The organism is Streptomyces sp. NPDC006335, from assembly GCF_040612795.1.
Classification (GTDB): Bacteria; Actinomycetota; Actinomycetes; order Streptomycetales; family Streptomycetaceae; genus Streptomyces.
In genome coordinates, this window is record NZ_JBEXQX010000006.1 from 233,401 (window position 1) to 253,796 (window position 20,396).

Consider the following 20,396-nt stretch of genomic DNA (forward strand, 5'->3'; position numbering starts at 1 on the left):
CCCCGACCCGGACCGGCGTTCCGAGAACGGCCCCTCTCCCCTAGGGGGCCGGCATGCGAAAGGGGGCGGCTCCCCGCCGACGGAGCCGCCCCCTTTCGCATGCCCCGTTGTCGGTGCGGGGTGCTTTCATGGCACGCATGAACAATGATCACGCCGCCCCCGAGGACCTCGCCGCGCTGCGGGAGGCGTTCGGGGTGGACGACGGGGGTGCCTCGGCCCTCGGATGGGAGGCGGTCCGGGCCTTCGAGGCGGAGCACAAGGTGGTGCTGCCGGAGCCGTACCGGACGTTCGTCGCGGAGATCTCCGACGGTTCGTTCCAGGGTCCGCCGGAGTACGGGCTCGTGGGGCTGGCCGAGTTGCCCGGGGACTGGGGCGGCGACGGAGCGGACCGGGACCTGGGCAAGCCGTTCCCGCTGACCGAGCGCTGGCTCTGGGAGGAGGACGAGGGCCCGTACGAGGACCCCGACGCCGTCATCGACCAGGTGCTCCACCACGGTTCGATCGTGCTCGGCACCGACGGGTGCGCGATGAACTGGCATCTCGTCGTCACGGGCCCCCATCGGGGACACATATGGCACGTCACCGACGTGGGCGCCCTGCCCTTCGGCTCGGAGTTCGGGTACACGAGCTCCGAGCCCGGTTTCGCCGGCTGGGTGCGGCACTGGGCCGCCGGCAAGGAGTGGTTCGACGCCGTGTCAGCCGAGTGAGGTCACGGCCTCGCGGACGGCGTCAGGGGACCGCAACTCCTCGCGGCGCAGGATGAGTTCGCGGCCGAGCAGCAGTGCCCGCCGGGACGCCGGTACCGGGTCCGGGAGGGTCGTGAGGTCGGTGAGGTGGGCGAAGCCGATGATGCGGCGGATGATCTCGGTGCCCGCGTAGCCCAGGGACTCCGTCCAGACCTGGCGCAGGAAGCGGTCCAGGTAGGCGTCGTCGAAGAAGGTGTCCACCCGGGTCGGCCACAGGCGGCGGAACTCCGTCTCGAACGCCTCCCAGGACAGGCCGAGTTGGTCGGCGTGGTCGCTCGACGTGCCGAGTGCGCGGGCCCGTTCCTCCGAGACCAGGGCGTTGGCCCAGTAGAGGCCGAGGTCGAAGCCGATGGGTCCGACGAAGGAGAACTCGGGGTCGAACACCCGGACCACGGGGGCGCCTTCGCGTTCGCCGACCATGATGCTGCCGGTGTGGAGGTCGCCGTGCAGGAGGGCCTGGGCGCTGGTCATGAAGCGGTGCCTGAGGTCGGCGACCTCGGTGCGGAGTTCGGTGTCCGCACGGAAGGACACCGCCAGGTCGTCCACGCCCTCGTGCCAGTGGTTGTGCTCGTGCTCGACGTACGGCTCGGAGAGGACCACGTCCTCGGTGATCTTGCACAGCTCCGGGCTGACCGAGGCGGCGATCAGGGCCTTGCGCTCGGCGGACGGCATGCCGAAGTCGCTGGTGGCGAAGGAGAGTTGCGCGACCAGTTCACCGACGCGCGCCGAGGTGTGGGGGCCGTACGACGCTCCCTCGTTGAGGAGGGTGCGCAGGACCTCCAGGTCCGACATGTCCTCCATGACGAGCGCGTGGTTCTCGGGGTCGTAGCCGTGGATCGCCGGGATCTTGTCGGGGGCGACCTTCGCGATCTGCTCGTAGGCGCGGGCCTCGGCGTCGGCGCGGTCCGGGTTCATCGGCCAGGAGGGCCCCGCCACCCGCACCCAGGGCAGCGCCTGCTTGACGGCGAGGCTGCGGGTGCCGTCGGCCGAGGTGGCGAGGAAGACCCGGTTCATGTTGCCGTCGGAGACCTCGCGGACCTCCGGCTCGCTCCCGCCGTCCCAGTGGCCGCGCTCGCGCAGGTACGCCGGGATGTCCTCGGTCTCCAGGATGCGGTAACCCATCGTGAACTCCCCTATGCGGTGCGGCGCTTGGACAACGTGAAGCTGAAGACCAGGGCGAGGATGAGGACGGCGCCCTCGACCACGTCCTGGGTGTAGTACGGCAGGCCCTTGATGGTCAGGCCGGTGGTGATGATGCCGATGAGCACCGCGCCGAGGGCCGTGCCCCAGACGTTCGGGCGCCCCCGGCCCAGCACGGAGGTGCCGACCAGTGCCACGGCCACCGCCTCCAGGAGCTGGGAGGTACCGGCGGAGACATCGCCCTGGCCGATACGGGACGCGAGGATCAGGCCGCCGATGGAGGCGAGCACGCCGGACAGGACGTAGGCCAGCGCCCGGTACGCGCCCACCCGGATGCCCGCCAGCCTGGACGCCTCGGGGTTGGCGCCGATCGCGTAGAGCACGCGGCCCCAGCGGGTGCGGGCCAGGAAGACCCAGGCGGCGACGGTCAGGCCCCCGAAGACGAGGACCGAGATGGGGATGCCGAGGACCGTGCCGCGGTCGATCTTCAGGAAGCCCGCGGTGAACTTGCCGGGGGCGGTGGAACCGTCGTCCATCGTCATGCCCGGAGTGATCGACTGGCCGTCGACCAGGATCAGCTTGCTGCCCTGGATGACGAACATGGTGCCGAGGGTGGCGAGCATGTCGGGGATCTTCAGTACGACGATCAGGAGCGCGTTGAGCAGGCCCGCGAGGGCGCCCGCCGCGAGGACCGCGATGATCGCGACCGTGCCGACCTGGTTGAAGACGACCATGGTCTGGGCGGCGACCGAGACTCCGAGGCCGGCGACCGCGCCGACGGACATGTCCATTCCGCCGACGGCCATGGTGAGGGTGACGCCGAGGCCGAGGATCGCGGCGACGGAGACGTAGCGGAGGGTGTCGAGGAGGGTCGCCGACTCGCGGAAGGAGCCCTCGCTCAGCGCGAAGTACAGGAAGAGGGCGACCGTGACGAAGATGAAGCCGTACTTGATGACGGCGTTCTGGACGCGGACGGCCGTGCCCGCGGTGGACGGGGTCGCCGTCTTCACCGGGGCGCTCTGGGTTGTGGTCATGGCGAACTACCTCAAGTGGGCCGGGGTCACACGGACGCCGAGATGGTCTGGATGACGCGGTCGCGTTCCGCGTCCTCGCCGTACGCGTCGAGGTGGATCTCACCGGCGGCGAGCACGACGACCCGGTCGGCGATCTCCAGGACCTCGTCGACGTCGGCGGACAGCACGAGGACGGCGGCACCCTCGGCGGCGAGGGTCCTGGCGCGGCGGCCGATGTCCCGACGGGCGCCGATGTCCACGCCTCGGAACGGTTCGTCCAGGATGAGGACGCGGGGTGTCTCGGCGAGCCAGCGGCCGACGACGACCTTCTGCTGGTTGCCGCCGGACAGCTCCTCCACCGTGCTGTGCTCGTCGCGGGCCACGACACCGAGGGCCTCGATGGTGTCGCGGCCGAGGGCGTCCTCCTTCGAGCGCTGGACCAGTCCGGCCTTCGAGAGGGACCTCAGGAACGGCAGCGAGACGTTCTGGGCCAGCGACCAGCCGGGGACCAGCGCGTCGGCGTGCCGGTCCTCGGGGACCAGGTGGATGCCGCCGCGGATGGCGTCGGAGGGCCGCTTCGGCCGGTACGGCTTCCCGTCCAGCTCGACGGAGCCGGTCGCGAAGGGCTCGGCGCCGAACAGGCCGCGGGCCAGCTCGGTCTTGCCGGCTCCCAACAGGCCTACGACGCCGGTGACTTCGCCGGTGCGGAGATCGAGGTCGAGGGGGGCGCGGCCCTCGAAGAGGCGGACGCCCCTGAGGGAGAGGATCACGTCACCGGTCCCGTCCCCGTGAGCGACCGGCCGTGCCGTCGTCGCCTCCTGCGCCTGGGCGAGCATCGCGCGCAGGGCGCTGTCCCAGTCGAAGGGCTTGGTCTGGTCCTCGGTGAGACGGCCGTCCCGCAGGACGACCAGGCGGTCGGCGAGGGCGTCGATCTCGCCGAGGCGGTGGGAGACGTAGAGGACGGCGATGCCGTCGTCGCGCATCCTCTCCACGAGCGCGAAGAGCCGTTCGGCCTCGGCGGCGGACAGGGCCGAGGTCGGTTCGTCGAGGATCAGCAGCCGGGGGCGGGTGGCCAGGGCGCGGGCGAGGATGAGCAACTGGCGGTCGGAGATGCCGAGTTCGGTGACGTCCCGTCTGAGGACCGTGTCGCTCCAGTCGAGGCCGAGGCCCGCCTGGATCTCGCGGGCGCGCGCCAGCAGCTTGCCGCCGTTGAGGAACGGGTTGCCGCGCGCCTGGGCCAGCTCCTCGAAGACCAGGTTCTCGGCGACCGAGAGACCCGGGACGATGCCCTCGCCGATGCGCTGGTGCACGGTCTGGATGCCCAACTGGCGGGCGGCGAGCGGGGACTGGAGGGCAGCGGGCTCCCCGGCGACCCGCACCACTCCCCCGTGGCCGGTGTGCACGCCCGACAGGATCTTGATCAGCGTGGACTTGCCGGCGCCGTTCGCGCCGAGCAGCGCGACCACGCTGCCCGGGGCGATGTCGAGGGAGACAGACTCCAGGACCGTCTTGCCGCCGAAGGCCATGCTGACCTCGCGGAGGGCGACCGCCGGTTCAGTGGGCGACATTCGAGATCCAGTCCGCGGTCGAGACCTGGGACAGGTTCAGCGCGGGAAGGGCCGCCCGCAGCTGGTCCATGTTCTCGATCTTCTTGGCGCGCAGGAAGTCCTGGGTGATGGCCACGGCCGGGAACTCCACCGAGGACTTGTTCAGCTGACCGGCCAGCTCCAGGGCGGTCGTACGGACGACGGCGGCGCCGACCGCGGACGGGTCGGTGCCCGCCGTGGCGACCCAGGGGCTGCCGGCTGCGGTCATCTGCTGGATGTCGGCGTTGGAGACGTCCGCGCCGAAGACCTTCACCTTGTCCTGGAGCTTCTTGTTCTGGACGGCGAGGACGGTGCCCTTGGCGAGCTCGTCGTAGGGCGCGAAGACGCCGGTCACGTCGGAGTGCTGGGTGAGCGCGGCGGAGACGAGCGGGACGTTGTCGGTGGCGGTGGAGTCGGTGACCTTGCCTACCTTGAACTGCTGCTTCCAGCCCTGCGCGGCGAGTTCCTTCGCCCAGACGGTGTTCCGCTTGTCGAGGGCGGCGTATCCGGCGACGTTGACGTAGCCGACCTTGGCGTTCTTGCCGAGGTCCTTGGACATCACGTCGAGGACGGCCTGGGCCATGCTGGCGTCGTCCTGCTCGGTGCTGACCACGCCCTTGGTGGGGGTCTCGACGTCGTAGACGACGACCTTGATGCCCTTCTTCACGGCCTTGTCGATCTCCGGCTGGATCGTCGCCGGGAAGCCGTGGTCGATGATGATCGCCTTGGCGCCGGAGTTGATCGCCGAGGACAGGTCGGTGGCCTGCTTGGCGTTGTCGGCCTGGGCGTCGTACACGGTCAGGTCGATGCCGAGGGCCTTGGCCTGGGCCTTGGCGCCGTTGCCCCACTGCTCGAAGTAGTCGCCGGCGCCGCTCTGCCGGACCAGGGCCACCTTGACGGAGCCCGCGCTGAAGGGGGCCGGCTTCTTGCCGGTGGCGGCGGAGGCGGAGGCGGCGGTGTCGCCGGTGTTCTTGGACGCGTCCGTGGACTGCGAGCAGCCGGAGAGCACGAGGGCGGAGACGGACGCGAGGGAGAGCGCGGCGAGGGGCAGACGGCTGCGGGACATGAGGGGCTCCAGGTGCGGGGTGGTGCGAGGGGATGAAGGGGGTGCTTGGCCCGGAGCAGGGGAAAGGGATGCGCCACCGCAACAGGGGGCGGGCAGGCCGGGGCTCCGGAAGGGGTCAGCGACAGCTGGCTGTGGTCGACCGGAGCAAGTCCACGTACAGCCGCCGCACGAGCAGCAGCGTCTTCATACGCAGATCATGAGAACGATTTCAGCCACACGTCAAAGATCTGGAACCGCTTTCTCACCACATGAGACAACGACTACGTCACACCCGGCCCAGGTCACGGCCGGAGTTACCATCGCAGGACCGGCACCCGACCCGGCACAGTGAGGCCCTGATGACGACAGCTGGCGCGAAAGCGACGCACATGCCCTGCATGCGCCGCTGTTGCCGCGCGCTGTGTCGAGGCTGACCGACCACTGCCGCTCGCCCCTCACCGCCCCTCTTCCTCCCCCGCCCGTCCGGTGCTTGTCTCGGTATCCGGACTTCCCTTCCAGAGCCCTGGAGTTGCTCCCATGACGCTGCTGACCACTTGGTCCGAGTCCGGCCCCGAGACCCTGGTCCGCCGCACCTCGGACCCCGCCGAGATCGCCGAGGCACTGAAGCCGATCGGTGTGCGCTACGAGCAGTGGCCGGTCCGCGAGGACGTCCCGTTCGACGCCGACAGCGAGACCGTGTTCGCCGCCTACGGCCCCGAGATCGACAAGCTGAACGCCGAGGAGGGGTTCACGACGGTCGACGTCCTCGGTCTGCACCCCAGCGACGACCCGGAGTTCCCGGCGAAGGCCAAGGCGGCCCGCGAGAAGTTCCTCCAGGAGCACACCCACGACGACGATGACGAGGTCCGCTTCTTCGTCTCCGGCTCCGGGATCTTCTACCTGCACGTGAACGGCGAGGTGCACGCGGTCCTCTGCGAGAAGGGCGACCTGCTCGGCGTGCCGCGCGGCACCACCCACTGGTTCGACATGGGCACCAACCCCTCCTTCACCGCGATCCGCTTCTTCCACGAAGAGGACGGCTGGATCGGCAACTTCACCGGCTCCACCATCGCCTCCCGCTTCCCGGACTACGACACGATCGCCGCCGGGTACCACGCGTGAGCCCGTACTACGACGTCGACGCCGTGGTGCTCGACATCGAGGGCACCACGAGCGCCACGGGCTTCGTCGTCGACGTGCTCTACCCGTACTCCCGCGCGCGGTTCGCCGCGCTGCTCACCGAGCGGTCCGAGGACCCCGAGGTGGCACGGGCCGTGGCCCAGGTGCGCGAGGAGATCGGCGACCCGGACGCCGACACCGTACGCGTCGAGAAGGCCCTGAACGCCTGGCTCGACGAGGACCGCAAGGCAACCCCGCTGAAGACCCTCCAGGGCCTCATCTGGTCCGAGGGCTTCGCCCGCGGTGACCTCGTCTCGCACTTCTACGACGACGTCGTACCGCGGTTGCGCGCCTGGCACGAGGCGGGCGTACGGCTCCACGTCTACTCGTCCGGGTCGGTCGCCGCGCAGCGGGCGTGGTTCACCAACAGCCCGGAAGGCGACCTCACTTCACTGGTCTGCGGGTTCTACGACACCGAGAACGCCGGGCCCAAGCAGGAGGCGGAGTCGTACCGCCGCATCGCCTCGGCGACCGGCGTCGCGCCGGGCCGCCTGCTGTTCCTCTCCGACCGCCCCGGCGAGCTGGACGCGGCCCGCGAGGCCGGCTGGCACGCCGTCGGGGTACGGCGGCCCGGGGAGCCGTACTACGAGCAAGGTGTCGGCGACCACGCCGCGGCGGGGACGTTCGACGAGATCACCGTTTCAAGGAGCACTTCGTGACCGCCGACATCAGCGCACTCGACCTGGAGGAGGCGGGGGCGGTGCTCGCCGCCGAGTCCGCCCGCTTCGCCTCGTTCGGCTGGATGCGGGGCACGTCAGGGAACCTCTCCGTGGTGCTCTCCCGTGAGCCGCTGCTGCTCGCCGTCACCGCCAGTGGGCACGACAAGGGTGAACTGACGCCCGCGGACGTGGTGTTGGTGGACGGCCAGGGGGCGGCCGTACAGGGCGGGAAGCCGTCCGCGGAGGCCGAGCTGCACGCCCGCGTGGCCGCGCTCACCGGAGCCGGTGCCGTGGTCCACGTGCACACCGTCGCCTCGGTGGCGATGGGGAGGCGTGAGCCGGGCGGCATCGTCTTCAGCGACCTGGAGATGCTCAAGGGCGTCGGCCAGCCCGCGCACGACGTCGAGGTGATCCTGCCGGTCATCGCCAACAGCCAGGACATGAAGGTGCTCGGGGACCGTCTTGAGGAGGCGCGGAACCCGCGGATGCCGGCGGTGGTCGTGGCCGGGCACGGCCTGTACGTGTGGGGCGCGGACCCGCGTCAGGCCCGGCATCACACCGAAGTGGTGGAATGGCTGCTGGAGTTGGAGCTCACGGGCCGCTGAGGCGGCGAGAGGGGATCCCCGGGCAGGGGATCCCCTCTTTGTCTGTACTGGGCGGCTACTTCAGCCGGTCGCCCGGGAGTTCGCCCGCCGAGATCTCCAGCACGCCCCGCTCGGTCACCAGGCCGGTCACCAAGCGGCCCGGTGTCACGTCGAACGCCGGGTTGTGCCCCCGCGACTGGGCCGGAGCCGTCCGCACCCCGGACCACTCCAACACCTCGGACTCGCCCCGGAGTTCGATGTGGATGTCGTCGCCCGTCCTGGTCGAGAGGTCGACCGTCGTGGTCGGTGCCGCGACCAGGAAGGGGATGCCCGCGTCGGCGCAGGCGAGGGCGACGCCCACCGTGCCCACCTTGTTCGCGGTGTCGCCGTTGGCCGCGATGCGGTCGGCGCCGACGATCGCCGCGTCCACCTCGCCGCGCAGGATCGTGCCCGCTGCGGCCCCGTCCGCCTGGACGTAGTGCGGGATGCCCTCCTGGACCAACTCCCAGGCGGTGAGCCGGGATCCCTGGAGAAGGGGACGCGTCTCGTCGGCGTAGACGACCTCCAGGCGCCCGCGCGCGTGGAGTTCACGGATCACGCCGAGGGCCGTGCCCCAACCGGCGGTCGCCAGTGCCCCGGTGTTGCAGTGCGTCAGGATCCTCAACGGCCGTTCCGGGCCCGCCTTTTCGAGCAGCCAGTCGGCTCCGAAGGCGCCCATCGCCCGGTTCGCCTCGACGTCCTCGCGCTGGACCGCGGCAGCCTCCTCCAGCACCGCGTCGAGCCCCTCCTCGAAGCGGGTCATCACCCGGTCCACGCACACCATGAGGTTGACGGCGGTGGGGCGGGCCTCGCGGACACGGGCGACGGCCGCGCGCACCTCGGCCTGCGACCAGCCCTCGCGCTCCCCCTCGATCAGCGCGAGGGCGACCCCATAACCCCCTGCCGCGCCGATCGCGGGCGCGCCCCGCACCACGAGGCGCTGGATCGCATCTACCAGAGTGTCCACATCGCGGACATCCACCGTCTCGGTGCGGTGCGGCAGCAGCGTCTGGTCGATGAGCGCGAGGCCGGATCCGGTCCATTCGACGGCGCGCAGTTCCTGGGGCATTTCGGGACACTCCTGATGTTCCGGTGGGTCTCGCCACCGTACATGACCTGGGCGAACCATAGTTCGAGACAGTCGAGCAGCTGTCTGGAAACGGGTGGTGAAGTCCGGCACCCGGTCCGCGGATCGAGACGAAGGAGGAAACCCGTGCTGCTGACCGAGCGCCGTTTCCTGACTTCAGCCGGTGTGCCGCCCGGCATCTGCGGCCGCTGCACGAACCCTGGTCGAGCCGGCATACGGCGGACTCCTGGAACGGGCGGTGATCGCGGATCCCGAGGCGTACGTCCGGTCGGCCTCCATAATGGGCTGAGACATCCGACGTCTCAGCGCAGTGAGGCGAGAAGGAGGCCGGACATGGCTGTCACCGACGAGGCGATCGAGAAGATCAAGGGCATGATCGTCTCCGGCGCGCTGCGCCCCGGCGACCGGCTCCCCAAGGAGAGCGAACTCGCCTCCGAGCTGGGGCTGTCCCGCAACTCGCTGCGCGAGGCCGTGCGGGCCCTGTCGCTGATCCGCATCCTGGACGTGCGGCAGGGCGACGGCACGTACGTGACCAGTCTGGACCCCCAACTCCTGCTGGAGGCACTGAGCTTCGTCGTCGACTTCCACCGCGACGACACGGTCCTGGAGTTCCTGGCCGTGCGCCGCATCCTGGAGCCGGCCGCCACCGCGCTGGCCGCCTCCCGGATCAGCGAGCAGCAACTGGACGCTTTGAGCGCCCAGTTGGACAGGCTCGGCGACAGCCCGTCGGTGGAGGAACTGGTCGCCTGCGATCTCGACTTCCACCGCGGGATCGTGCAGAGCTCCGGCAACTCCGTGCTCTGCTCCCTCCTGGACGGCCTGTCCGGGCCCACCACCCGGGCCCGGATCTGGCGCGGCCTGACCCAGGAGGACGCGGTCAGCCGCACCCTGCACGAGCACCGCGCGATCCTGGCGGCCCTGCGCGACCGGGACGGCGAGGCGGCCCGCTCGTGGGCGACGGTGCACATCGCGAGCGTCGAGCAGTGGCTGCGCTCCACCCTGTGAGTCACTCGGGCCCGGGCTCCGCCAGCCGGTGCTGGAGGGCGACATGCCGGAACTGGTGGACGGCGCCCACCCGGCGCAGCACACCCCGGTCATGGGCGTCGGCGAGGAAGCCCATGAGGTCGTACGGAAGTCCCCGCCGCAGGGCGAGATAGCAGCGGGCGACCGCGTAGTGGCCCCAGGCCGCCTGCCGGATGCCGACGGCGAGCCCGGTCAGCAGGGCGGGGATCAGTCCGACGACGAACATCCACGGGTAGCCGCCGGTGGACTGCGCGCCCCACACCCGTGTCGACCCCCACAGCGCCGCACACCAGCCCTGGGCGCCGATCACCACGGCGCCGACGACGGCCGAGGTCAGGACGCAGACGCCGAGGGTGCGCCGGTCGTTGGCGAGCAGGGCACGTTCGTCGACATGGGCGGCGAGGTCGACGGGGACGGTCCGCAGGCCGTGCACCAGCAGGCAGGACACGGCGAACACGGCCGCGAGCTGGGCGCCGGCCTCGCAGGCCTCGACCGGGTCGGCGGGCGCGATGTTCTCCACGCCCGAGGGCCCCAGGAGCGCGTACGCGACCAGCCCCTCCAGGACGATGCTCGCGCCCAGCAGGGCCCCGACCAGCAGTCCCCGGCCGACCCCCGCGGTGCTCCAGTGCCAGCGCAGCCGGGCCACGGGACGGACCGGGTCCGCGGGCACCCCGTCCGTGCCGATCACGGCGGCTGTCACGCCGTAGAGGAGGGCGCTGACGATCCCGCACGCGTTGCCGAAGGCGGCCACGTAGCAGAGGGCGGCGAGGGCGCCGGTCAGCAGGGCGCGGCGGTCCCAGCGTGAGGGGCGCCGCAGCCGCGGCCGGACTCCGAAGGCGAACCCGGAGATGATCAGGCCGACCAGGGCGAGCGCCCCGGTGTCGGCCAGCCGGCTGAACAGGAGTTCGGGGAGGCTCCCCGGTGGGGCGGCCGGCACGCACAGCAGCGTGATCGCCGCTCCGGCCGCGAGAGCGCACACCAGCCCGCCGCAGATGCCCGCGGCCACGACGCCGAGGCCGCCGCGCTGCTCCCAGTCGGCCGACATCCCCTGCGCGGTGAAGTGGCCGGTCAGCGCCATGACCGAGCCCTCGAACAACCAGGCCACCACCCCGAGGAGCACGCCGGCGAGGATCTTGGGCAGCACGGCCGGCACGGCGTGGCGCAGTTTCCACCAGGCGACCTCCGCGGCGCCGTCGTGCCCGCGTTCCATGTGCCGGGCGAGGAACCCGAGCGCGCGGCGTGCCTGTGCCGTCGGCCAGTGGCCGCTCCGGCGCGGGTGCGGACGGTAGGCGGCGTCGACGAAGGCGTCGAGGAGGTGGTGCTCCACGGCGGTCCGGTCGCGCAGCCACACCAGGTCGGCCGGGTCGGGCAGCACGTCGTATCCGTCGTCCGGCCGCGGGTTGTACACGGTGCGTGCCAGGGACACCATCAGCGGGCTGGTCAGTGCCCGGGCCACGGGGGTGTCCGTCCGCAGCGCCCGGATCACCGGGTTCCAGCGGCGTGCGGCCGGGGCGCGGGGGCCGCCGGCGTCGTGCAGGAGATAGGCGGCGACGTCGTCGCGGTCCAGGGGTTCGAGGTGGATGCCGGCCAGCCCCGCGAGCCGCGCGGGGACTCCGGTGCGCGGCCGCAGCGCCGCCCGGTACTCGGCGGGACGGCTCGACAGGACCAGCTCGCGCCCCGGCGGCAGCGCCCGGGCGATGCGGTGCAGTGCCGTCGCGGCGACGTCCGCGGGGAGTTCGTCGAACCCGTCGAGCACCGGAAGGATCAGCCGCCGGTCCAGCAGCATGCGGGCGAGGGTGAGCCGTCCGTACGGTTCGGGCGCGGGCGCGGCCAGGTCCGCGTGGTCCTGCACCAGCCTGCGCTCCATCCAGTCGCGCAGGTCCAGCGCCGTGGGGTTCCAGGAGGCCAACGGGAACAGGACGGGCACCGGTTCGCCGGCCCGCCGACGCTCGATCAGCGCGAGCAGGAGCCGTACGAGGAACAGGGTCTTGCCCGCGCCCGGGTCGCCGAGCACCAGCAGCCGGGTGGGTACTCCCGCGGCGAGGACGCCGGTGATCTCCCCCCGGCCGCCGCGCGGGTCGGGGCCGGGTGTCTCGGCCAGATCGGGACCGGCGTCCCGCCAGCCGACGGGCAGCGGATACGGCTCCGCCAGCCGCCGTACCTCCGCCTCCCCCTCCCACTCGTGCCGTACGGCGGCGGCGAGCCGGTCGGCGACGGCCTCCGGGGTCTGCCCGGCGGCGGCCTCGGCCCGCTCGGCCCGGTAGCTGCTCCACGCCAGATAGGCCCCGGCCCAGGTCGGCAGCAGCGCGGCGAGCACGGTCGCCGGGTCGTCGAGGCGCGGGGCGAGCAGCAGCGCGCCCAGGGTGCCCGCGGCCAGCAGGGTCAGATAGATGATTCCGGCGCGCCGCACGCGCGACCTCGGGACAACTTCGCTCACCCGACGAAGAGTTCCGTACGGCAGCGGCGGCGGGCGGCCGTTGGGCGCCGCTCCACACGAGTGGGTGAAACGGTGTGGTCAGGGGGACATCGAGCTCTTCCGCGGCAGGCGGGCACGGTGTCCGGTACGAGGGGTTCGGCGGCGGTGATCGCGAGCCGAGGTCGCCGGGGGTGTTCGGGGGTGGCGAACGGGGCAGTGATCGTTCACGCCCCGTGCAAGGGGGCTGCGGGCGCCCCCGCCGGACGCCGTAAGGTTGGTGCGTTAAGCGAGGGCACGTCGGAAGGAGGCGCTGGGTGATCGAGCTCGAGGGGGTTCCCGAGCTGATCGACCCGGTCATGGTGGCCGCGTTCGAGGGCTGGAACGACGCCGGCGACGCCGCCTCCACCGCGGTCGCGCATCTGGACAAGGAGTGGAAGGGCGAGGTGTTCGCGGCGCTGGACGCCGAGGACTACTACGACTTCCAGGTGAACCGCCCCACGGTGTGGCTGGACGGCGGAGTGCGCAAGATCACGTGGCCGACGACGAGGCTGTCGGTGGTCCGCGTGGGCGGCGAGAAGCCGCGCGATCTCGTGCTCGTCCGGGGCATCGAACCGTCGATGCGATGGCGCTCGTTCTGCAACGAGTTGCTGGGTTTCGCCCACGAACTGGGCGTTGAGCTGGTGGTGATCCTGGGCGCCCTGCTCGGCGACACCCCGCACACCCGTCCGGTCCCGATCAGCGGGACCACGTCGGATCCGGACCTGGCGCAGCGGATGGACCTGGAGGAGACCAAGTACGAGGGCCCCACGGGGATCGTCGGCATCCTCCAGGAGGCCTGCACCCACGCGGGCGTGCCCGCGGTGTCGCTGTGGGCGGCCGTTCCGCACTATGTGTCGCAGCCGCCGAACCCGAAGGCGACGCTGGCCCTCCTGAACCGTCTGGAGGACCTGATCGACGTGCGGATCCCGCTGGGCGAGCTGGCCGAGGACGCGCGGGCCTGGCAGGTGGGCGTGGACCAACTGGCCGCCGAGGACAGCGAGGTGGCGGAGTACGTCCAGACGCTGGAGGAGGCCCGGGACACCGCGGAGCTGCCGGAGGCCTCGGGCGAGGCGATCGCCCGGGAGTTCGAGCGGTATCTGCGGCGCCGGGACGGCGGCCAGCCGGGCCAGCCGGGCGGACACGCGACCGCGGACGGGAGCGACAGTTCCACCTATCTGCGGGACACCCCCGGTGGTCGTACGAAGCCTCCCAAGCCGCCGCGGCCGGAGGCGGAGACCGGACCGGAGCGGGAACCGGGGACGGACGACGAGGACTCGTCGCCGGAGGACTGAGCGGATGAGGGCGGTGCGCACGCACCGCCCCCCCCGGTCTTTCAGATCCGGTCCACCGCCACCGCGTCGTACTCGGTGGTGGGTGTGGGCTCCACGTCGAAGCGCGCGTTGGGCAGGTAGAGCCGCTTCCCCCAGGCGGCGACCGTCGTCGGGATGCGGAAGCGCGGGTCGGTGATGCGGGTGAGCGCGGTGCCGCGGGTACCGGAGTCGTTCAGCCGGAACACGTCGATCGCGTTCTGCTGCTGCTGGACGGCGTACAGGATCCGCCCGAGCAGCAACAGGCCGTCGCCGTTGGGGAGTTTCGCCGCGCCCAGGTCGACGGCGCGGGCGGCGCCGGTGCGCGGGTCGACCCGCATGAGGCCGCCGCCGTTCGCGTAGGCGTTCACCACGAGCAGGGCGCTGCCGTCGGGGGTGCGCTCGATGCCGTTGGCGGTGAAGTCGGGTCCCTGCTGCCAGTCCCCCGTCAGCGGTACGGTCGTCACCGCGCCCTTGGCCAGCTTGTAGAGCACCGGCTTGAAGGAGTCGGTGAACCAGGCGGCGCCCGGGGTGAGGATGACGTCGTTCACGAAGGTGCCGCCGGTGGCGTACACGTGCTCGGTCTCGCCGGAGCGGGCGTCGACGATGCGGATCTCGCCGCTGTCCCCGCCGGCGAGGAAGAGTCTGCGGCCGTGCCGGTCGATCTTCAGGCCGACGGTCGGACGCCCGGAGCCCTTGGCGACGACCTTGCCGCGGCCGGTGGCCAGGCTCGCCCGGTAGACGTCGCCGTTGGCGAGGGAGCCGAACCAGGCGTACGGCTCGGAGCCGATGGTGATGCCCTCGGGCTGGAAGCCGTCGGGCAGGGGGAACCGCGCGGGCCACGCGGTGTGCCGGGTTCCGGCCGCGTGCGCGGTGCCGCCGAGCAGGGCCGCTCCGGTCAGCGCGGCGGTCGTGGTCAGGAGTGTGCGACGTGCGAAGGAACGGTCTGCGGGTGCCACGGTGCGTCCTTCCGCCAGGGGGCCGGCGCACGGCCGGCCGAACAGTCAAGCGAGGCTCCCACCCCATCACATGACGGCCGCCTCCACAGCCGTTGGCCGGTTTGTGACGTGACATCAGTTCCCGGACGGATCGCATTGTCCGGCGCCGGAGCGGCAGGAAGGGGTGCTTCCGCCGCGCGGCGGAAGCACCCCTTCGTCCCGTCCTTCTACAGGGCCACGCCGAGCAGCGCGTCCACCGCGCGGGACACCACGCCGGGCGCCCCCATGTCGGTGCCCCCCTGCTCCTCCTGGAGGGCGGCCCAGCGGTCGACGGCGGTCAGTGCGGCGGGCGCGTCGAGGTCGTTCGCGAGGGCCTCGCGGATCTCCTCGACGAGCGTCTCCGCGGGCGGTCCGTCGGGCCGGGAGACGGCGGCACGCCAGCGGCCCAGCCGGTCCACGGCGTCCTGGAGGACCTGGTCGGTCCACTCCCAGTCGGCCCGGTAGTGGTGGGCGAGCAGCGCCAGGCGGATGGCGGCGGGGTCGACGCCCTCGCGCCGCAGTTGCGACACGAAGACCAGGTTGCCCTTGGACTTGGACATCTTCTCGCCGTCGAGGGCGACCATGCCGGCGTGGACGTACGCCTTGGCCATGGGGAACTCGCCGGTCAGCACCTGGGCGTGCGAGGCGCCCATCTCGTGGTGCGGGAAAGCGAGGTCCGAGCCGCCGCCCTGGACGTCGAAGGTCATGCCGAGGTGGTCCAGGGCGATCGCCACGCACTCGATGTGCCAGCCGGGGCGGCCGCGCCCCAGGGAGGCACCGTCCCAGCTGGGCTCGCCCTCGCGGGCGGCCATCCACAGCATCGGGTCGAGGGGGTTCTTCTTGCCCGGACGGTCCGGGTCGCCGCCGCGCTCGGCGGACAGCAGCCGCATGGCGGCCGCGTCGAGGTTCGAGACCTTGCCGAAGTTCGGGTCGGACTCGACGGAGAAGTAGACGTCCCCTTCGAGCTCGTAGGCGGCGCCGGCGTCCCGAAGCCGCTCGACGAGCGGCACGATCCCGGGTATCGCCTCCACCGCGCCGATGTAGTGCTGCGGGGGCAGCATGCGCAGGGCGGTCATGTCCTCGCGGAAGAGGACCGTCTCTTTCTCGGCGAGGGCGGCCCAGTCGAGGCCGTCCCGCTCGGCGCGCTCCAGGAGCGGGTCGTCGATGTCGGTGACGTTCTGGACGTAGTGAACCTGGCGCTTGGTGTCGAGCCACACGCGCTGCACGAGGTCGAACGCGTTGTAGGTCGCCGCGTGCCCCATGTGGGTGGCGTCGTACGGCGTGATGCCGCAGACGTAGATACGGGCGACGGGACCGGGGTCGAGGGAGACCAGACCGCCGGTCGCGGTGTCGTGGATCCTCAGGTCGCGGCCCTGACCAGGCAGGGCGGGGACCTCGGAAGCGGGCCAGGCATGCATGTCATGAGCCTAACCGGACTGATGTTCCGTATACGAACCGGACCGGGCCGGATGGCCGGTAAGGCCTTCTTGCGCGGTACGGGCCCATGTGCGAGGTGCCCCACGGGCCCGTGTGCGGTGGGCCGCTAAACCGGTGGCCAGGGGATCGCCGGCCACTCGCCGCTCGGTTCGGGGTGCTTCCCGGAGTCCAGCAGCGCGTCGACACGCGCGCGTGTGGCGTCGAGCTCGGCGGGGGTGATCAGCGCGGCCAGCCGGTCGGCCAGCTCGCCCGACAGTGCCTGCCTGAGGCCCTTCAGGACGTCGACCGCCTCCCCCGTCAGGGGCTCCCCCGCCCAGCCCCACAGCAGGGTCCGCAGCTTGTTCTCGACGTTGAAGGTCACACCGTGGTCGATGCCGTAGAGACGGCCGTCCTCGGCGGGCAGCAGATGGCCGCCCTTGCGGTCCGCGTTGTTGATCACCGCGTCGAGGACGGCGAGCCTGCGCAGCCGCTCGTCGTCCGCGTGCACCAGCAGCGCCGTCCTCCCCTCGCCGACCTCGGCGAGGCCGATGGCCTTCCAGCCCGGCTCGGGCTCCTCGCCGTCGACCAGGGCGAGCAGCTCACCGCCGGGCGCCCCCTCGATCCACAGCTGGCACATGCCCTCGCCGAACGGCCCGTCCCGCAGCACGGTGGGCGGCACCAGACCCCAGCCGGTCGCCTCGGACACCTCGTACGCGGCGACCTCGCGCTGGGCGAGGGTGCCGTCGGGGAAGTCCCACAGGGGCCGCTCGCCGCGGACCGGCTTGTAGACGCAGAGAGCCTCCTGGCCCTCGTACGCGACGGAGCAGTGCAGCACCGCGTTGGAGGCGTCCCGGATCTGCCCGCGTACCGTCAGCTCACCCCGGGCGAGCAGCTCGGCCGTGGTCACGCTCCGCGGCGGTATCCGTTCTGGCGCGGACATACGTGTCCTTCCGGGTCGAGCGGGAGGCTGCACAGCGGGCACGGCGGCCGCCCGGCGTTGACGACGTCCAGGGCGCGCTTGGCGAAGGCCCGGGCCTGCGCGCCGGTGAGCCGGACCCGCAGCATCGGGGGTCCGTTCTCCTCGTCCTGGAGGAGTCTCTCCTCGGCCTCGGCCAGGTCCTCCTCGGACTCGGCCTCCAGCTCCACGAGGGCCTGCGCCTCGACGATCATGCGCTGCTCCTCGCCGTCCCAGGCGAGGGCCATGGTGCCGACCCGGAACTCCTCCTCGACGGGGGTGTCGAGGGGCGCGGTGTCGGCGATCTCGGTGGGCGGCACGGCCGGCACGGAGGCACTGCCTCCGCTGCGGCGCACGACCTCGTCGAGGAGTTCGTCCATCCGCTCGGCCAGGGCGGCCACCTGCGTCTTCTCCAGAGCCACGCTGGTCACACGGGGGCCGGCCGTGGCCTGGAGGAAGAACGTACGGCGCCCGGGCAGTCCGACCGTGCCGGCCACGAAGCGGTCCGGTGGGTCATAGAGGAACACCTGACGGGACACGTCCTGTCTCCATTGGATTCGTGAGTACGGGAACGACGGGAACGTCCATGTGTGAACGCGCTTGTGTGAACCGCTTCACCCTACTGCGCCCGACGATCACGGTGCGCCCGCACCACCACCGACCGGGGCGTCACCGCCCGCGGCCTCCTCGCGCGGCACCAGGGAGGCGAAGTCACCGGTGTCGCCGAGGCGGACGAGGAACGGCCTCAGGCGGGTGTAGCGGATGACGGTGATGGAACACGGTTCGACGGAGATCCTCTGGAAGAGGTCGAGATGGAGTCCGAGTGCGTCGGCGACGAGCGACTTGATGATGTCGCCGTGCGAGCACATCAGATAGACGGCGTCGGCTCCGTGATCGCGCTCCACGCGCGCGTTCCACTCGCGTACGGCCTCCGCCGCGCGCGTCTGCATCGCCCGCATGGACTCGCCGCCGGGGAACGCGGCCGCCGACGGATGCGCCTGCACGACCTCCATGAGCGGTTCGTCCATGAGCTCGGCGAGCTTGCGCCCGGACCAGTCGCCGTAGTGGCACTCCCCGATGCGCTCCTCGGTGTGCGCGGGGAGGCCGGGGCGGGCGTCGAGCAGCGGCTGGACCGTCTCCTGGCAGCGCTGGAGGGGGCTGGCGACGATCTCGGAGATCGGCACCCCTTCGAGCCGGCCGGGCAGCGAGGCGGCCTGTGCGGTGCCGCGCTCGTCCAGGGCGACCCCGGGCGTCCACCCGGCGAGCAGTCCCTCGGTGTTCGCGGTGGAGCGTCCGTGCCTGACAAGGATCAACGTGGGCATGCGGCAAGAGTAGGCGTACGCCGGAATGCAATGTCTTGCGAGCGACGGGAGAATACGCTCCGTGATCGTCGACTGTGCCATCTACCGGGAGGGACACCGCTCGGAGGGGCCCGAGGACCTGTCGGACGCGCTGGATCAGGCGCGGCTGGCGGGCGGGTTCGTCTGGATCGGGCTGCATGAGCCGACGGAGAAGGAGTTCGACCTGGTCACCAAGGAGTTCGGACTGCATCCGCTGGCGGTGGAGGACGCCCTCAAGGCGCATCAGCGCCCCAAGCTCGAGGTGTACGACGACTCGCTGTTCGTGGTCCTCAAGCCCGTGGTGTACGAGCCGGAGAGCGACACCGTGTCCACGGGCGAGGTCATGCTCTTCCTCGGCGACGCCTTCGTGGTGACGGTCCGTCATGGCGTGGGCTCGCCGCTGAAGGCGGTGCGCGAGCGTCTGGAGCATGAGCCGAAGCTGCTCGGCAAGGGGCCCACGTCGGTGTTGTACGCGGTGGCCGACGCCGTCGTGGACCACTACCTGGAGGTGGCGACGGAGCTCGGAACCGATCTGGAGGAGCTGGAGGCGGAGGTGTTCTCGCCGGACGGCGGCGGCTCGCGCAACACCGCGTCGCGGATCTACACCTTCAAGCGGCAGGTGCTGGAGTTCCGCCGGGCCACCGTCCCGCTCACGATGCCACTGAACCGGCTCGCGGGAGTGGGGTCGTCCGGCGGGACGGTGCCGTTCGTGAACGATCGGGCGCGGCCCTTCTTCCGGGACGTCAACGACCACCTCGCGCGCGTGAACGAGTCGGTCGAGGGCCTGGACCGGCTGGTGTCGGACGTCCTGTCGGCGCATCTCGCGCAGATGAGCGTCCGGCAGAACGACGACATGCGCAAGATCTCCGCGTGGGCGGCCATGGCGGCGATCCCCACGATGATCGCGGGGATCTACGGCATGAACTTCGAGCACATGCCCGAGCTGCACTGGGTGTGGGCGTACCCGGCGGTGATCGTGCTGATGGCCGTGCTGGAAGTACTGCTGTACCGGACGTTCAAGCGCCGGGGCTGGCTGTAGCGGGCGCTCAGGCGAACTCGGGGGCGGAGGTGGCGGGTCCGCCGAGGGCGTCGCGGCGCTCCGGCTGCTTCAGGGAGACCATGCGGCGCCAGCCCGTGGCGCGTTCGTAGACGTAGACGGCGTGGATGCCCGCGGCGAGGATCGCGGACTTGGCCCGGGACCAGCCGAGGATGCGGCCCATGTGGGCCATCACCGCGAGGCTGACGTCCCGGTAGACGCGGATCTCGGCCAGCGCGCACTCCCTGAGCGTGTGCTGGATGGCGCGGCCGTGGCCGGCGTGGGCGAAGCGCAGCAGTTCCTCGTGGCAGTAGGCGAGGTGGTTGTCCTCGTCGGCCGAGATCATGCGCACCGCCCGGCCCAGGTCGGGGTGGTCGGCGAAGTGCTTGCGCAGCAGCTCCATCTGCTCGGAGGCGCGCTGTTCGGTGACCCGGCTGTGGGCGAGGTAGGTGACGATGTCGTGCACGGTCAGCGGCTCGTCGCTGTGCAGCTTCTCGTGGGCGAGACCGATGCCGTGCTTCTCCAGGAGCATCGTGTAGTCCGTCTCCGGGGGCACGGGGACGGGCGCGAGGCCGCGCTTCTTGAGCAGCGCGTTGAAGATCCGCCCGTGCTTGTCCTCGTCGGCGCCGTGCCGGGTGATCTTGGGGGCGAGTCCGCGTTCGCTCGGCGGCACGAGCGCGGCGATCCGGGCGTTCTCCCAGCCGCCCTGCGACTCCCCGCTGGCGGCGATGGAGCAGAACAGGCGGAAGGACTCGTCGTGGTCGAGGATCTCCTGGAACAGACTCTTGGCCGAAAGCATCGTGGGCACC

At 71.5% G+C, this 20,396-nt stretch carries 19 protein-coding genes; 7 read left to right on the top strand and 12 right to left on the bottom strand.

All coding sequences use genetic code 11. The annotated features are described in order from the left end of the window. Positions 1 to 137 precede the first annotated feature (137 nt). The gene (locus ABZ098_RS19695) at positions 138 to 707 is read left to right on the top strand and encodes an SMI1/KNR4 family protein (RefSeq protein ID WP_356592749.1); all 570 of its coding nucleotides are present in this window, start codon (positions 138 to 140) and stop codon (positions 705 to 707) included. On the opposite strand, the gene mtnK is transcribed toward ABZ098_RS19695, so the two are convergent. Genes mtnK through ABZ098_RS19715 form a run of 4 tightly spaced genes read right to left on the bottom strand, consistent with a single transcriptional unit; the run spans position 696 to position 5,551 of the window. Continuing rightward, positions 696 to 1,868, bottom strand: coding sequence for an S-methyl-5-thioribose kinase (gene mtnK / locus ABZ098_RS19700; protein WP_356592751.1), 1,173 nt, complete (start codon positions 1,866 to 1,868; stop codon positions 696 to 698). The genes ABZ098_RS19695 and mtnK overlap by 12 nt on opposite strands. A gap of 11 nt (positions 1,869 to 1,879) precedes the next feature. Continuing rightward, positions 1,880 to 2,920 (bottom strand): ABC transporter permease, encoded by a 1,041-nt coding sequence (locus ABZ098_RS19705; protein WP_356592753.1) that lies wholly within the window; start codon positions 2,918 to 2,920, stop codon positions 1,880 to 1,882. Between the two features lie 26 nt (positions 2,921 to 2,946). After that, positions 2,947 to 4,467: a sugar ABC transporter ATP-binding protein gene (locus tag ABZ098_RS19710; RefSeq protein WP_356592754.1), complete on the bottom strand. Its 1,521-nt coding sequence runs from the start codon at positions 4,465 to 4,467 to the stop codon at positions 2,947 to 2,949. Next, positions 4,454 to 5,551 (bottom strand): substrate-binding domain-containing protein, encoded by a 1,098-nt coding sequence (locus tag ABZ098_RS19715; RefSeq protein ID WP_356592756.1) that lies wholly within the window; start codon positions 5,549 to 5,551, stop codon positions 4,454 to 4,456. Before ABZ098_RS19715 ends, ABZ098_RS19710 begins: the two co-directional genes overlap by 14 nt. A gap of 516 nt (positions 5,552 to 6,067) precedes the next feature. Here ABZ098_RS19715 and ABZ098_RS19720 point away from each other — a divergent pair. From ABZ098_RS19720 to mtnB, 3 genes are read left to right on the top strand one after another with little or no spacing between them, the layout of a single operon-like run. After that, positions 6,068 to 6,652 (top strand): cupin, encoded by a 585-nt coding sequence (locus ABZ098_RS19720; protein WP_356592758.1) that lies wholly within the window; start codon positions 6,068 to 6,070, stop codon positions 6,650 to 6,652. Then, positions 6,649 to 7,368, top strand: a complete 720-nt coding sequence (gene mtnC, locus ABZ098_RS19725) for an acireductone synthase (RefSeq protein WP_356592760.1) — start codon at positions 6,649 to 6,651, stop codon at positions 7,366 to 7,368. Before ABZ098_RS19720 ends, mtnC begins: the two co-directional genes overlap by 4 nt. Then, on the top strand, positions 7,365 to 7,973 hold the full coding sequence (mtnB, locus tag ABZ098_RS19730) for a methylthioribulose 1-phosphate dehydratase (protein ID WP_356592762.1): 609 nt from the start codon (positions 7,365 to 7,367) through the stop codon (positions 7,971 to 7,973). Before mtnC ends, mtnB begins: the two co-directional genes overlap by 4 nt. 55 nt (positions 7,974 to 8,028) lie before the next feature. Here the strand turns inward: mtnB and mtnA are convergent, their stop codons facing one another. Next, positions 8,029 to 9,060, bottom strand: a complete 1,032-nt coding sequence (gene mtnA, locus ABZ098_RS19735) for an S-methyl-5-thioribose-1-phosphate isomerase (protein ID WP_356592764.1) — start codon at positions 9,058 to 9,060, stop codon at positions 8,029 to 8,031. Between the two features lie 351 nt (positions 9,061 to 9,411). On the opposite strand from mtnA, the gene ABZ098_RS19740 reads away from it, so the two are divergent. Next, positions 9,412 to 10,083: a FadR/GntR family transcriptional regulator gene (locus ABZ098_RS19740; RefSeq protein ID WP_356592766.1), complete on the top strand. Its 672-nt coding sequence runs from the start codon at positions 9,412 to 9,414 to the stop codon at positions 10,081 to 10,083. A 1-nt stretch (position 10,084) separates the two neighbouring features. Here the strand turns inward: ABZ098_RS19740 and ABZ098_RS19745 are convergent, their stop codons facing one another. Further along, positions 10,085 to 12,538 carry an NACHT domain-containing protein gene (locus ABZ098_RS19745; protein WP_356592768.1) on the bottom strand — a complete coding sequence of 818 codons (2,454 nt, stop codon included), beginning with the start codon at positions 12,536 to 12,538 and terminating at the stop codon, positions 10,085 to 10,087. Positions 12,539 to 12,831: 293 nt separating this feature from the next. On the opposite strand from ABZ098_RS19745, the gene ABZ098_RS19750 reads away from it, so the two are divergent. Further along, positions 12,832 to 13,848, top strand: a complete 1,017-nt coding sequence (locus tag ABZ098_RS19750; RefSeq protein ID WP_356592770.1) for a PAC2 family protein — start codon at positions 12,832 to 12,834, stop codon at positions 13,846 to 13,848. Positions 13,849 to 13,889: 41 nt separating this feature from the next. Here ABZ098_RS19750 and ABZ098_RS19755 read toward each other — a convergent pair whose 3' ends face one another. From ABZ098_RS19755 to ABZ098_RS19775, 5 genes are all read right to left on the bottom strand, one after another. Beyond that, positions 13,890 to 14,822: a superoxide dismutase gene (locus tag ABZ098_RS19755; RefSeq protein ID WP_356592772.1), complete on the bottom strand. Its 933-nt coding sequence runs from the start codon at positions 14,820 to 14,822 to the stop codon at positions 13,890 to 13,892. A 206-nt stretch (positions 14,823 to 15,028) separates the two neighbouring features. Further along, on the bottom strand, positions 15,029 to 16,258 hold the full coding sequence (gene mshC, locus ABZ098_RS19760; protein WP_356592774.1) for a cysteine--1-D-myo-inosityl 2-amino-2-deoxy-alpha-D-glucopyranoside ligase: 1,230 nt from the start codon (positions 16,256 to 16,258) through the stop codon (positions 15,029 to 15,031). A 125-nt stretch (positions 16,259 to 16,383) separates the two neighbouring features. Further along, a complete protein-coding gene (locus tag ABZ098_RS19765) occupies positions 16,384 to 17,196 on the bottom strand; it encodes an SCO1664 family protein (protein ID WP_356592776.1) in 813 nt (270 codons plus the stop codon). Further along, positions 17,160 to 17,750: a DUF3090 domain-containing protein gene (locus ABZ098_RS19770; RefSeq protein WP_037715380.1), complete on the bottom strand. Its 591-nt coding sequence runs from the start codon at positions 17,748 to 17,750 to the stop codon at positions 17,160 to 17,162. The genes ABZ098_RS19765 and ABZ098_RS19770 overlap by 37 nt, the downstream gene beginning before the upstream one ends. Positions 17,751 to 17,846: 96 nt before the next feature. Continuing rightward, positions 17,847 to 18,533 (bottom strand): histidine phosphatase family protein, encoded by a 687-nt coding sequence (locus ABZ098_RS19775; RefSeq protein ID WP_356592778.1) that lies wholly within the window; start codon positions 18,531 to 18,533, stop codon positions 17,847 to 17,849. 61 nt (positions 18,534 to 18,594) lie between these two features. Between ABZ098_RS19775 and corA the strand changes: the two genes are divergently transcribed. Continuing rightward, positions 18,595 to 19,590 carry a magnesium/cobalt transporter CorA gene (corA, locus tag ABZ098_RS19780; protein ID WP_356592780.1) on the top strand — a complete coding sequence of 332 codons (996 nt, stop codon included), beginning with the start codon at positions 18,595 to 18,597 and terminating at the stop codon, positions 19,588 to 19,590. Between the two features lie 7 nt (positions 19,591 to 19,597). Here the strand turns inward: corA and ABZ098_RS19785 are convergent, their stop codons facing one another. After that, positions 19,598 to 20,386 carry a ferritin-like domain-containing protein gene (locus ABZ098_RS19785; protein ID WP_356592782.1) on the bottom strand — a complete coding sequence of 263 codons (789 nt, stop codon included), beginning with the start codon at positions 20,384 to 20,386 and terminating at the stop codon, positions 19,598 to 19,600. Positions 20,387 to 20,396 lie beyond the last annotated feature (10 nt).